The sequence below is a fragment of the Blastocatellia bacterium genome (assembly GCA_035275065.1).
Taxonomy (GTDB): domain Bacteria; phylum Acidobacteriota; class Blastocatellia; order UBA7656; family UBA7656; genus DATENM01.
Map to the genome: position 1 here is coordinate 38,204 of DATENM010000061.1, position 12,566 is coordinate 50,769.

Here is a 12,566-nt window from a genome sequence, read left to right on the forward strand (position 1 = left end):
CAATCAAGTTCGTCGCCAGTTCACCGCAAGCCTTCAAATTCTGAAGCGGTGCGTAGCTCCAGTTATTGACCGGCTACAAGCGCTGCCATCCATACACGCGCCAGATCAGCCTGGGCGCCGCTGAACAATGTTGGCGCAACCTCTTTGACTTGACGTGCGAGTGCGGCTGCCCGCAACTGATCGAGCGTAGACAAGGGCTCGCTGAGCACAATGCTTTTTGCGGGCGGCCCGGTCTGCGCTAATTGCGCTGCGCGTGCAATTGCTGAATCGCCAGTAGCAGCGGCGAGTTCGGTCAGCGCCTGAGCACGCGCGTATTGGGCGAAACCTTGCGCAGTCGCGGCAACCAGCCATTTGGCCGCCCTGGCAAGCTGGCGTCGGTAGTGACCGGCGCGATGGGTCTGACCCGCGCGCACGAATGCGAGCATAGCCGCTGCTGTCTGCTCAACTTCGGCCTCACCAGTCCCCCACGAGCCGGATACGTTCTGTATGCGCGCTAACCACCGCAATTGCTCTTCAGTCGTCTGCTGCTGGGCGGCTGCTATCTCAGAGAATGGGGCGCTTGCAACAACTCGGGCTTGCTCGGATATTTCCATCATTTGGTCTGCGTCCGCGGCGGGCATAGCGCGCTCCATCATAGAATGCGCCCGACGAGCAAGAGGGCGACCAGGCACCACGCGAGCCTGCATGGGCGGGACAGACAGCGGCGCTGCATTGACCATTGGCGCGCCGACAAAGCCTTCCATCCTTAGACCCTCGGGCAAAGGCACGGCGACCGATACACGCCTTGGCTTGTCCGACAGCCGTTCAGCTACTTCGTTGTCGACAGCTACAAAAGCAGTGAACGGGGTCAGCAGTCTGTGTGCGATACTGAGCCCAATAATCTCTGCGCGTAAAGCGCCTATCCGACCCGGCTCATCGCGTAGACCGTCCAGCAGAGCGTCCACCCTGGCGCGCGCCCATGCGCGGGTGATGACGGGCTCAGCAGTAGTGGCGGGCGGTAGCTCAACATCGAGTGTGATCGGTAGATTGCCATTTCGTCCTGAGATCCTCAACCGGCCGGGGCCCTGACCGTTCTCGCGCATTCGGGCGACCAGCTCGAGCGGCTGCCCGATGTAAAGATCGGGCAGGCGGGCCGGATATATATCCCATGCCGTCACACCTTCCCAGTTAAGTGTGATGTCCTGCAACACCGGGTAGGCCACGCGGTCCTGAAAGCGAATGATCGCTTCTTCTATGTCCTCGTTGAGTTGCAGGAATTCAGCCGTGCCGCGCCCTAGCTCGGCCATGCGCATCAGCAGAGAACGGTTAACCGACGGGCCGACCCCAAAGGTGAATAAACGAGCGCGGCCAAGCTGCCGCTGAACGCGACGCAGTGCCTCATCGTCTGCCGAGACCGCCCCATCCGTTAGAAAGACGATGTAACGCTGACGCTCAGGATCGGAGCTGAACATCAGAGCAGAATCAATCGCTCCGAGAATGTCGGTTCCGCCGCGCGCACTTATGCCTTGAAGCCACCTGTCGGCCTGCTCAACGGCAGCCTGCACGACAGGGTTCGCTGACTGGCTGAACCATTCTATGCGATCATCGAACGCCTGGATGTTGAACGTGTCTTGCGGACCCATTGACCGCAGACAGGATCGAAGCGCATTTCGAGCCTGGAGCAGCGGCTCTCCCGACATTGAGCCGGACCGGTCAATAACGAAAATGAATTCACGCGCTATCGGCTCAAATTCATCGGTGAGCCGCGGCGGGAGCGCGGTGATGATCACAGTCGAACCGCCTTCACTGATTGATGTGCATGCAGAAGCACGCACGGCAGTATCGGCAACCCTGTAGCGCAGCACAAAATCCTTGTTGGGAATTACGTCTCCGAGCAGACGTACACCGAAGCGGCGCTCATCCATCCGTGTGATCTCAACTTCGTGCGAGGGACTCTGCGGGTCATCCGCTGGTCCGCCACCATCTACGGTAATGCCAATGTCAACGGTGCCGATAGTTTCGCCCGCCGCCGCTACAGGTGCATCTACCTTGGCCGCTTCAGCCGGGTCTTGATGGTACTTAGGTGTGATCCCCATCGGGAAAACAAAACAATAGCAGCCATCGTCGTAGCGCAGTCGCTCCTGGTAGCGAACCGTGGCGAGTATGGTCTCGCCAGGCTGTACGTTGGCCAGGTCTACTGAGAAGAGATTTGGCCGGCGCTGCTCAAGTAAACCGGCGCGTTGACCCTGATCGCGAGCCGTTGAATAGGTCTGTCGCGCCTCCTCTAATTCTTTTATCTCGGCGCGAATCACACGCTGACCAATGCGCAGCTCGTAATCCACAATCGCAGCCCCATGAGGTAAAGGGAAGAGGTAGGCTAGCTCAACAGGCTCCGAGAACGAATTGCCGAAGCGTTGAGCCACTGACACGCTGGCAAGCGGGCCGCTTACGTGCGCTACCACGTCCGTGTGCTCAAGCGGCAGGGAGGATGCGGTTGGGGCGTTGTTGACAACCATGCAGCCCATGCGTAGCTCTTCTATCATTGGGGTGGTGTTAATGATCATGATTTGCCTCCATTGTGTTGGGGATTCGGTTGAAAGATTTTCTGCGCGCTCTGAATCAAATCTGCTACCTGTGCGCTGGCTGTTGAGTTAGCAGTATCTACAAGTAGCTCAACTCCGGGCGCAAGTGTATACCGCACAAGATGCTGCGCCTTCGGGTTTGCCGAGTTTGGCATCGTTCCGCAACGAGGTTCACGATCTAGCGGCGCTGACCGCGGTGCCTCGGCAAGGAAAGCTTCTATCGAGCGAGCGTCGGAGCCTGCCAATCGCTCGCGGATTTCATCCAATCGCAAACCACGATTTCGCAGAACCGGGATGGCACGCAAGCACAGCAGATGCTCGTCGCCGTAGCGCGCCCCAAGCCCCGCACCATGTGGCGGCGGTAATAACCCTTGTTGAACGTAAAAGTGTACGTTTCGGCGGTTAACGCCACTTAAACTGACAAGCTCGCTAATCGTATACTCAGCCACTCGCTGAACCTCCTTAACCTGACTATAGAACCCACTCGTTTAACTTCACAGTGAAAATATCACTGTCACGTTTAACTGTCAAGTTAATTTTTCATATTTTCTTGAGTACTATGGGCTGGCTGCTGGGAACTGTTTAAAGAAAACGCGAGATGAGATGGGTCATTACGGGCAAAGGATTCCTGCCCGGAGCGCTGCTTCCGCTCGACGGGCAAGAGCGGAAGCAGCAAAACCAAGCGTCTATCCTGATAGGCAGAAGCCGGAAAGGAGATAAAGCCAAATCAAGCAGTAACGACACAGGTGAAAAATCTTGACGGCCGCACATCAAGGTTGGCGTCGAGCCGAGGAGCCTGAGGCACAGGTCGCGGCGCGGCTTGCGAGCCGCGGACGCCGCTCAAGAGAACCATCAACAATCCGATCTTCATACGGTTTCAACCTCGCGAGGAGCCGCCGAACAAGCCGTTGCCGCCGAGACATGAAAGCATGGGCGATGTGGTTATCCACTATCTTCCCCTCGCCGCCGTGTCCCCGGGTCTTAATGGCTGGCGTTTTGCGGCGGTTGAATCTTGGTGTTTTGGAAGACCGCGATCAGCCATTCGCCCTTCTCTTTCGTCATGATGAAGACCGGAGCGACTTGCGGGGTCGCGGGAAATTCTTCGTCTTTCTTCACAACGCTGCCTTCGACGTGAACCGCCGCGATGTCGTCACGCAGAAAACGGATGCTGCGCACCGTCAGGCGCTGCCGCGTGTCTTTGTAGATCGTGCCGAAGATTTGCGCGTGCCCGCGGGCAATGGCTTCGCGGCCTTTGACGTAGGTGCCATTCCAGACCGTGAAGTCGGCGTCCGTAGTAAACGCCTTGCCCCAGGCATCGCTGTCGCCGCGCGTCCAGGCGTCGGCCAGGCCGGCGATGATGGCGCGGATCGCCGCTTCGTCTTTGGCGCGCGTCTGTGAGTTTTGCGCCGCGCCCAGGCTGCACAGGGTCATCAACATTGCGGTTGCTGCAAGTAATCGTTTCGTCATGGTTTCCTCTCCATCTCGTTCGGGAATTTTCTCTCGCAATATGACATGCGTAAAAACAGGCGCGAACCGCTCACGCGGTTGCCGTTAAGTGAATAAATGATCGGGAACGGATTCGGGGAGCCGGAAAGGCGAGGGTCACTTGCCGGTCGAAGTGGTGCGGTAGGCGGCGGCTTTGTCGGGCTTGCCCCAGAGGCTGTAGAGGCGCAGCAGCCGCGCCCGCGCCCGCGCCGCCTGTTTGTCCGACTCGCCGCGCTTAGCCTTTATCGTCGTGTAGCCTTCAACCAGCAGCGGCTCGGCTTCATCGAACCGGCGCAGCGCCGTCAGGCAGCCGCCCAGCACACTGGCCGCGTCGCCGATCTGCCAGTTGCCCGCCGCCAGATCGCGGCGGCGATTTTCGAGCGCCTCTCTGAGCAGCGGCTCGGCTTCCGGCGCTTTGCCGCGCTCGCTTAAGACTAGCCCTAGCCCGACCATCGTTGCGGTGATCTGCGCGTTGCCCGGCGGCAGCTTCTGCTTGCGGATGTCGAGCGTCTGGCGAAAGAGCGCTTCGGCATTCGCCACATCGCCCTTTTCGTAGAGCAGCCCCGCGAGGTTGTGCATGGCGACGGCGGTGTCTGCCGCGCGCTCGCCGTAGAGCCTGACATAGATGGCCAGCGATTCGCGCAACAGCGGCTCGGCCTCGGCGTAATTATTCTTTTGCATGAGCGTCTTCGCCAGATTGTTCAACCCTTGCGCGACCTCCTGGCTGTTGTTGCCGAGGGCGCGGCGGCGGATGTCGAGCGATTCGCGGTACAGCGCTTCGGCCTCATCGGGCTTGCCCCGTTGATTCATCATCCACGCCAGGTTGTTCAAGCTTTCGGCGACCTGCGGATGATTGTTGCCATAGACCTTGCGGCGAATCTCCAGCGCCTCGCGGAAGAGCGATTCCTGCTCCTGCTCAGAGTGGCCGCGCGTGCCGGCGACAAAGGCCAGGTAGTTCAGGTCAGCGGCGACCATCGGATGATCGTTGCCGAGCAGCCGGCGGTGGGTGGCCAGGGCTTCGTTGAAAAGCCGCTCGGCCTCTTCATACTCGCCCTTGTTGTAGAGCAGCCAGCCGAGATTATCGAGGCTCTCGGCGACCTCGCGATGCTCCGCGCCGTAGAGCTTGCGGCGAATGGCGAGCGCCTGACGCCAGACGGCTTCGGCCTCTTCGTAACGGTCGGTCGCCTGCAACAGCGTCCCCAGGCCGTTCAAGCTGGTGGCGGTCGCCGGGTTCTCGTCACCGAACAGCCGCCGTCTTATGGCCAGCGATTCGCGGTAGAGTGGCTCGGCCTCTGCGTAGCGGCTGCGGTCATAGTTGAGGATGGCGAGGCTCAACATGCTCTCGGCCACTTCGGGATGCTCGCGCCCGAAAAGCGCAAGCCGGATGTTGAGCGCCTTCTCCAGCACCGGCGCGGCGGCATCGTAAAGGCCGAGGCTCTCGTAAACCTGGCCGATGGTCGCCATCAATGTCGCCTGCACTTCGGGCTGGCCGCTCAACTCTCGGTCAATGCGCTCGGCGCCTTTGTCCAAAATCTCGCGCGCCGTCACGCTATTGCCGCGCGATTCGCCGGGGTCAGAGACCTTGAAGATTTCCGCCAGGAACTGCGCCACCTGTCGGGCCTTGTCGCGCTCGCGGGCGGCGCGCACCGACTGGCGGACGATGACGACTAACGACACGGCGAGCAGCAGCACGAAGGCCAGGGCGACGCTCACCGCGACCTTGTTGCGGGTGACGAATTTGCCGGCGCGATACGCGAAGGTGTCTTTACGGGCGATGACCGGCAACCCTTCGAGGTGACGGCGAATGTCTTCGGCAAACTGCTCGACCGAAGCGTAACGCCGCTGCGGCTCTTTGCGCAGCGCCATCAGGATAATGTTATCGAGATCACCTTTAAGCTGGGACGCCGTGCCGCGCGGACGTGACGGCGCGGTGGCCGAGGACGCTTTCGATGCCGTTCCCGTGTCGTTGCGTCCCCGCGTCGCCGCATCACTGGGCAGATCGGGCACCTGCCCACAAATCACCTTTTCAATCTCGACCGGCGTGTAGCTCTTGAACTGATAAGGCCGGTGACCGGAAAGCAGCTCGTACAACAAAACGCCGAGCGAGTAGACATCGCTGGCGGTGGTGATCGGCAACCCCTTCACCTGTTCCGGGCTGGCGTAATCCGGCGTCATCGGCCGCAGGCTGGTCACGGTCGGTGCCAGGGTCTGAGCGTAGAGCTCTGGCTTGAGCAGTTTGGCGATGCCGAAATCGAGCAGCTTGGGCGTGCCGTCAGGCGTCACCAGAATGTTCGACGGCTTGAGGTCGCGGTGGACGACGAGATTCTGATGCGCGAAGTGAACCGCGGAACAGGCGGTGCGAAACAGCTTGAGGCGCTCGGCGGTCGTCAGCTTGTGCTCGTCGCAGAAGCGGTCAATCGGCTGGCCTTCGATATACTCCATCACGAAGTAAGGCAAGCCATCGTCGGTCGTGCCGCCGTCCAGCAGCCGGGCAATGTTCGGATGATCGAGCGAGGCCAGTATCTGCCGCTCGTTACGGAAGCGCGCGAGAATCTGCTCGCTATCCATGCCGCGGCGCACCAGCTTGATGGCGACGCGCTTGCGGTATTGATCGTCGGCGCGCGCCGCCATAAAGACCGTGCCCATGCCGCCGTGGCCGATTTCGCGGATCAGCCGGTAAGGGCCGATCATGCGGCCTTCGGGCGCAGGCGCAGAGCCGGCAAGCGAGGGTGCGGCGGCGACCGCCGGCATCTCCATGAAGTTTTGATCTTCTTCGTAAGAAACGATCAGCGATTCGACTTCGGCGCGCAGCGAGTCATCATCCTTGCAGACTTCGGTCAGCCATGCGGCACGCGCCGCCGGGTCACGCGCCAGTGCCTCTTCGAGCAGGGCTTTCGCTTGTCGCCATCGTTCAGGAGTCATCGAATCATCTGTCTATCAGCGTATGGATGTGGCGCAAGGCGGTTAGCTTGCGCAAGACCAGACGCAAGCTGTTAGCTTGCGCCACCTGCTCAATCCAGGGCTTCGGCGGCGGTCTTGAGCCGACGCCGTAGAAAGGCTTTGGCCGTCGTCCAGTCGCGCTTCACGGTCGTCGGCGAGATGGCCAACACCTCGGCGGTCTCTTCAATCGATAGACCGCCGAAGAAACGCATTTCGACGACGCGGCTCTGCTGCGGGTCGAGCGCGCTCAACTCGTTAAGCGCGTGGTCGAGCGCGAGCAGGTCAATGTCCGGCGGCGCATAGCTGGCGCTGGCCTCGCTGATCGTCACCTTCAAGCCCCCGCCACCGCGCTTGGCGGCATGGCGGCGGCGCGCATGATCGACCAGTATCTGCCGCATCAAGCGCGCCGCCGCGCCGAAAAAATGCGCCCGCCCATGCCAATCAACGCGGCTCTCATCAACCAGCCGCAGGTAAGCTTCATGAACCAGGGCAGTCGGCTGCAAAGTGTGGCCCGCCGCCTCGCGTCGCAAGTAAGAGACCGCGACGCGGTGCAGCTCGTCATAGACGACAGGCATCAACCGGTCGAGCGCCGCCTGATCGCCGCCACTCCATTCAAGTAGCAAATGGGTCACCTGGTTAGATGTTCGTACAGCCATAACTCAGGCCCGCGCCATCGTAAGGTTAATCTCTTGTCGCGCGTAGGATATGCAATTCCACAGTCGCCGTCAATTTAAGTGGCGGGGTGGATGTCGTCAACCCAACGGACTTCTTCGGGCGCTTCGACGGCGGCGATGTCCAAGTTGACGACGACCGGCTCCTGGCCGCTGCGCACCAGCACGCATTCGAGGCTATCGGAGGCGCTGGCGTTGATCTCTTGATGCGGCACGAACGGCGGCACGTAGATGAAATCGCCCGGCCCGGCTTCGGCGGTAAACTCCAGTTGCTCGCCCCAGCGCATGCGCGCCCGCCCGCGCACGACGTAGATGACGCTTTCAAGCTCGCCGTGGTGATGCGCGCCGGTCTTGGCGTTCGCATGAATGACGACCGTGCCGGCCCAGAGCTTGGCTGCGCCGGCGCGGGCATGAGTGATGGCGGCGGCGCGATTCATCCCTTCGGTCTGCGGCGTGTTGGTGTCCAGCTCATCGGCATGCACGACGCGCACGCCGTGATGCTTCCAATCAGATTTTGTTCCATTGTTCATCATATGGCTTTTCTCTCAAAGAGGCGTGACTACCAGATCACCTCTACTAAACCAGAATCTATGATGCGGCTATCGCGCGTGATGAGTGGGAGGCCGAGACTAAGAGCCGCTGCGCAGATCAAGCCATCAAACGGATCATCGTTTGGAGGTATTTCGCTCGCAATATATATCTGCTCATTATCCAACTCAAGCGGCTGAAATGCCGGATTGCTGAATAGATCGCTAAAAAACTCTCGAGCCGAGCGGCGCAGGTTAATGCGATTGCGGCGCGCAAGCAAGCAGGTTTCCCATACAACGGCTGCCGGAATGTAGATGAGCTTCTCTTGTCGCTCACAAGCTTGGAAGTGGGCCAGCGCCAGTTTGCTTAAACTTCTTTGCCTCGCAGCATAAAAGATCAGCGGATGCGTGTCTGAAACGACGGCGGCTAATTCATCCACGATTTCGCCCCTTTGAGGTGGGGCGCTTTACAGTAGCTGGTTTACGCTTAGTTCTCTTCGTTGCCGGAAACTGATTTAGTGAACGGCGAAACAAAGAACGAATGTCAGCGTCCGCCTTTAATAAATCGGGGTCGGATTCGTTGATCACAATAGCGCCGGCGATGGAGCGATGCGGGCGATCATTGCCGCCGGTTCTGACGTTGCTGATCAGCTCGTCGAGAGCTTCGCTGACGCTGCGCGCATCTGATGCTTTTGCCCTGCCACGCAACCAGAGCAGATTCTCAGATGACAACGTGATTGAGATAGATTGCTTACTCATATGACAATTATACGACAACAGCACAAAACCACTTAATCCAGCTCGGCTTTCGCTTTGGCCAACGCCTGACCGACTCGCTCAGGCGAGGTGCCGCCGAGCGCCGGCTTGTTCGCTAATGATGATTCGAGCTTCAAAGCTTCATAAAGACTCTCTTCAAAGAGTGGCGAGAATTGCCTTAGCTCATCAAGCGAGAGTTGCTCCAGCGCCTTGCCCTGCTCGATGGCGTACGCAACACAGCGACCGACGACTTCGTGAGCGCGGCGAAACTCCAGACCGCGCCGCACCAGGTAATCGGCCAGGTCGGTCGCGTTCATGAAGCCATGCATCACCGCCTGGCGCGTGCGCTCGTCGTTGAGCCGCGTGTTGCGGAGCACCGTCGTCATCACCCGCAGTGCGCCATGCAGCGTATCCAGCGAATCAAACAGCGCCTCTTTGTCTTCCTGCATGTCTTTGTTATAAGCCAGCGGCAAGCCTTTCATTGTCGCAAGCAAAGCGGCGTGATGGCCAAAGACACGCCCCGCCTTGCCGCGAATTAATTCGAGCGAATCGGGGTTCTTCTTCTGCGGCATCAACGATGATCCGGTCGAGACGGCGTCCGACAATTCGATGAAGCCGAACTCGGTCGTCGAGTAGATGATGAAATCTTCGGCCAGCCGGCTCAGGTGCATCATCGCAATGGCCGCCGCCGCGACGAACTCGATGACGAAGTCGCGGTCGCTCACGGCATCGAGGCTATTGTCGCAGAGCCCATCGAACCCTAGCCGCCGCGCCATCAGCTCGCGGTCAATCGCAAAGCCAGTGCCGGCAAGCGCCCCCGCGCCGAGCGGCAGGCGGTTGACGCGGCGGCGCGCATCCGTCAAGCGCTCGGCGTCGCGCTTGAACATCTCGAAATAAGCGAGCAGGTAATGCGCGAACAGCACCGGCTGCGCCCGCTGCATGTGCGTGTAGCCGGGCAGCACGGCATCCTGATTGGCTTCGGCCAGATCGATCAAAGCACGCTTGAGGTCGCGCACGATGGCGAGCGTTTGATCGATCCCGCCGCGCAGGAAAAGCCGCAGGTCGGTGGCGACCTGATCGTTGCGGCTGCGGCCCGTGTGCAGCTTGTAGCCGGCGTCGCCGACGATTGCGACCAGCTCGGCTTCGACAAAACTGTGAACGTCTTCACTGTCTCGGCTGTCCAGGTAAGCGGCGTCGGCGCGCGCACGGCTTAAGATTTCATCGAGTCCTTTAGCGATGCGCTCGACCTCTTCGCGACTGAGAATGCCGGCGGCCTGCAAGGCTTCGGCCTGCGCCCGGCTGCCTTCGATGTCGGCTTCGAGCAGGCGGCGGTCAAAGCGGAACGAGGCGTTGAAGCGCGCGAACTCGGCATCGGCCTCGCCGGTGAATCTTCCTCCCCAGAGTTTCATGTCATCACTCTCCGAGTGACGAGAATACCTGAGCCGGCGCGGCGCGCACAACGCAGATCAGCTCAAGGGTTCATTTCGCGGCAAAAATCCGTTATGCTCTTTCAACCGATTGACGAGAGGACGCCTATGTCAAACCATCGAACCGTTCACGCCGCCTGTCCGCACGATTGCCCTGACACCTGCGCCATGCTGGTCGAAGTCACCGACGGTCGCGCCACCAGTGTCACGGGCGACGACGCGCACCCGACGACGCGCGGCTTTCTCTGCACCAAGGTGACGCGCTACCTGGAGCGCGTCTATCATCCCGACCGCCTGCTCTACCCGATGCGCCGCAATGGGGCAAAGGGCGAAGGGCGCTTCACGCGCATCTCGTGGGACGAAGCCATCGGCGAAATCGCCGAGCGTTTCCGCGCCATCGCCGAATCGGCGGACGGCCCGGAAAGTATTATGCCTTACAGTTATGGCGGGACGATGGGCGTCGTGCAGGGCGGCAGCATGGACCGGCGATTCTTTCACCGCCTGGGAGCGAGCAAGCTTGAGCGCACCATCTGTTCGGCGGCCGGCGGCGCCGGATTGATTGCCACGCTCGGCAGCAAGGTCGGCACAGACATGGAGAATTTTCACCGCGCCCGGCTGATCGTGCTGTGGGGAACGAACACCCTGACCTCGAACATTCACCTGTGGCCGGAGATCAAAGAAGCGTTAGCCAACGGCGCGCGCCTCATCGGCATTGACCCTTATCGCAACCAGACGCTCGACCATTGCCATCAGTTCATTCAACTGCGACCGGGCACCGACGCGGCGCTGGCGCTCGCCGTCATGAACGTCATCATCAGCGAAGGGCTGTGCGATGATGATTACGTCGAAAAGCACACGCTCGGCTTTGAGCAGTTGAAAGGGCGCGCCGCCCAGTACCCGCCGTCGCGGGTCGCGGCGATCTGCGGCATCACTGAAGAAGAGATCATCGGCTTTGCAAGAGAGTACGCGGCGACGCGCCCGGCGGTGATTCGCGTCAACTACGGCTTGCAGCGCCACGCCGGCGGCGGCATGGCGGTGCGGACGATTGCCTGTCTGCCGGCGCTGACGGGAGCGTGGCGCGACGCCGGCGGCGGCGTCTTGCTGTCGACGAGCGGGGCGTTCGCGATGGACGAAGGCGTGCTGCACCGGCCCGACCTGGCGCGCAACAATCCCCGCACGATCAATATGTCGCGGCTCGGCGAAGCATTGACCGAGCTAGAGCCGCCGGTGCGGGCGCTTTACGTTTACAACTCGAACCCGGCAGCGATTGCGCCCGATCAATCAAAGGTTCTCGAAGGCTTCAGGCGTGAAGACCTCTTCACCGTCGTTCACGAACAGTTCCAGACCGACACCGCCGATTACGCGGACATTTTGCTGCCGGCAACCACGCAGCTTGAGCATCGCGATGTGATCAAGCCCTATGGGCATTACTATCTCGTCCACAACGAGCCGGCCATCGCGCCGATGGGCGAAGCCAAGCCGAACTCTGAAGTCTTCCGCCTGCTTGCCCGCGCCATGGACTTTGCCGAGGACTGCTTCAATGATTCTGATGAAGACATCCTCCGTCAGGCGCTGGCGTCGAATAACCCGATGTTTGCGGGGCTGACGCTTGAGCAACTGGCGCGCGACGGCTGGGCGCGTTTGAATGTGCCGGAGACCTTCGCGCCCTTCGCCGAAGGCGGTTACGGCACGCCTTCGGGCAAGTGCGAGTTTTTCTCCGAGCGCTTGCGAGGCGAAGGGCTCGACCCGCTGCCGGACTATATTGCGCCGCGTGAATCGCCCGAAAGCGCGCCGCAACTGGCCGCGCGCTTTCCGATTCAACTGCTCAGCCCGCCGGCCAATTCGTTTCTCAACTCAACCTTCTCGCATCTCGCATCGTTCCTCAAGAGCGAGAAGCAACCGTTCGTGCTGATCAACGAAGCGGACGCCGGGCCGCGTCAGATTACCGACGGCGACCGCGTGCGCGTCTGGAATGCGCGCGGCGAATGCCTACTGGTGGCGCGCCTGTCGGATCGCATCAAGCCGGGCGTCGCCTGCGCGCTTTCGACCTGGTGGAATAAGCTCAGCCCCGGCCACCGCAACGTCAATCAAACGGTCTCGCAGGCGCTGACAGACATGGGCGGCGGCGCGACGTTTTACGACAACCTGGTCGAAATCGCCAGAGCCGATTAGAGGATGTTGGTGGTAAAATTGAGGCGG

At 60.7% G+C, this 12,566-nt stretch carries 10 protein-coding genes; 1 reads left to right on the plus strand and 9 read right to left on the minus strand.

Annotated elements, in window-relative coordinates:
• Positions 1 to 62: 62 nt before the first annotated feature.
• The 9 genes from VJ464_13935 to argH form a co-directional block, all read right to left on the minus strand.
• Positions 63 to 2,543 carry a VIT domain-containing protein gene (locus VJ464_13935; protein HKQ06230.1) on the minus strand — a complete coding sequence of 827 codons (2,481 nt, stop codon included), beginning with the start codon at positions 2,541 to 2,543 and terminating at the stop codon, positions 63 to 65.
• Entirely contained in the window at positions 2,540 to 3,010 is a 471-nt protein-coding gene (locus tag VJ464_13940; GenBank protein HKQ06231.1) for a MerR family transcriptional regulator, read from the minus strand. Before VJ464_13940 ends, VJ464_13935 begins: the two co-directional genes overlap by 4 nt.
• 532 nt (positions 3,011 to 3,542) lie before the next feature.
• Positions 3,543 to 4,028 carry an SgcJ/EcaC family oxidoreductase gene (locus tag VJ464_13945; GenBank protein ID HKQ06232.1) on the minus strand — a complete coding sequence of 162 codons (486 nt, stop codon included), beginning with the start codon at positions 4,026 to 4,028 and terminating at the stop codon, positions 3,543 to 3,545.
• Between the two features lie 135 nt (positions 4,029 to 4,163).
• Complete coding sequence (locus VJ464_13950) at positions 4,164 to 6,968, minus strand: serine/threonine-protein kinase (protein HKQ06233.1); 2,805 nt, start codon at positions 6,966 to 6,968, stop codon at positions 4,164 to 4,166.
• Between the two features lie 89 nt (positions 6,969 to 7,057).
• Positions 7,058 to 7,642 (minus strand): sigma-70 family RNA polymerase sigma factor, encoded by a 585-nt coding sequence (locus VJ464_13955; protein ID HKQ06234.1) that lies wholly within the window; start codon positions 7,640 to 7,642, stop codon positions 7,058 to 7,060.
• A gap of 74 nt (positions 7,643 to 7,716) precedes the next feature.
• Positions 7,717 to 8,187, minus strand: a complete 471-nt coding sequence (locus VJ464_13960; GenBank protein ID HKQ06235.1) for a cupin domain-containing protein — start codon at positions 8,185 to 8,187, stop codon at positions 7,717 to 7,719.
• Between the two features lie 29 nt (positions 8,188 to 8,216).
• Positions 8,217 to 8,624 (minus strand): type II toxin-antitoxin system VapC family toxin, encoded by a 408-nt coding sequence (locus VJ464_13965; GenBank protein HKQ06236.1) that lies wholly within the window; start codon positions 8,622 to 8,624, stop codon positions 8,217 to 8,219.
• Complete coding sequence (locus tag VJ464_13970; GenBank protein ID HKQ06237.1) at positions 8,617 to 8,943, minus strand: hypothetical protein; 327 nt, start codon at positions 8,941 to 8,943, stop codon at positions 8,617 to 8,619. Before VJ464_13970 ends, VJ464_13965 begins: the two co-directional genes overlap by 8 nt.
• A gap of 32 nt (positions 8,944 to 8,975) precedes the next feature.
• Positions 8,976 to 10,349 (minus strand): argininosuccinate lyase, encoded by a 1,374-nt coding sequence (argH, locus tag VJ464_13975; protein ID HKQ06238.1) that lies wholly within the window; start codon positions 10,347 to 10,349, stop codon positions 8,976 to 8,978.
• A 126-nt stretch (positions 10,350 to 10,475) separates the two neighbouring features.
• On the opposite strand from argH, the gene VJ464_13980 reads away from it, so the two are divergent.
• The gene (locus VJ464_13980; protein ID HKQ06239.1) at positions 10,476 to 12,539 is read left to right on the plus strand and encodes a molybdopterin oxidoreductase family protein; all 2,064 of its coding nucleotides are present in this window, start codon (positions 10,476 to 10,478) and stop codon (positions 12,537 to 12,539) included.
• The last annotated feature ends 27 nt before the right edge of the window (positions 12,540 to 12,566 follow it).

What these genes read in the sequence shown, in the direction of transcription:
- VJ464_13945 (HKQ06232.1), bottom strand. Translation starts at nt 4,028, where the DNA reads ATGACGAAACGATTACTTGCAGCAACCGCAATGTTGATGACCCTGTGC.
- VJ464_13950 (HKQ06233.1), bottom strand. Translation starts at nt 6,968, where the DNA reads ATGACTCCTGAACGATGGCGACAAGCGAAAGCCCTGCTCGAAGAGGCA.
- VJ464_13935 (HKQ06230.1), bottom strand. Translation starts at nt 2,543, where the DNA reads ATGATCATTAACACCACCCCAATGATAGAAGAGCTACGCATGGGCTGC.
- VJ464_13955 (HKQ06234.1), bottom strand. Translation starts at nt 7,642, where the DNA reads ATGGCTGTACGAACATCTAACCAGGTGACCCATTTGCTACTTGAATGG.
- argH (HKQ06238.1), bottom strand. Translation starts at nt 10,349, where the DNA reads ATGAAACTCTGGGGAGGAAGATTCACCGGCGAGGCCGATGCCGAGTTC.
- VJ464_13960 (HKQ06235.1), bottom strand. Translation starts at nt 8,187, where the DNA reads ATGAACAATGGAACAAAATCTGATTGGAAGCATCACGGCGTGCGCGTC.
- VJ464_13970 (HKQ06237.1), bottom strand. Translation starts at nt 8,943, where the DNA reads ATGAGTAAGCAATCTATCTCAATCACGTTGTCATCTGAGAATCTGCTC.
- VJ464_13980 (HKQ06239.1), top strand. Translation starts at nt 10,476, where the DNA reads ATGTCAAACCATCGAACCGTTCACGCCGCCTGTCCGCACGATTGCCCT.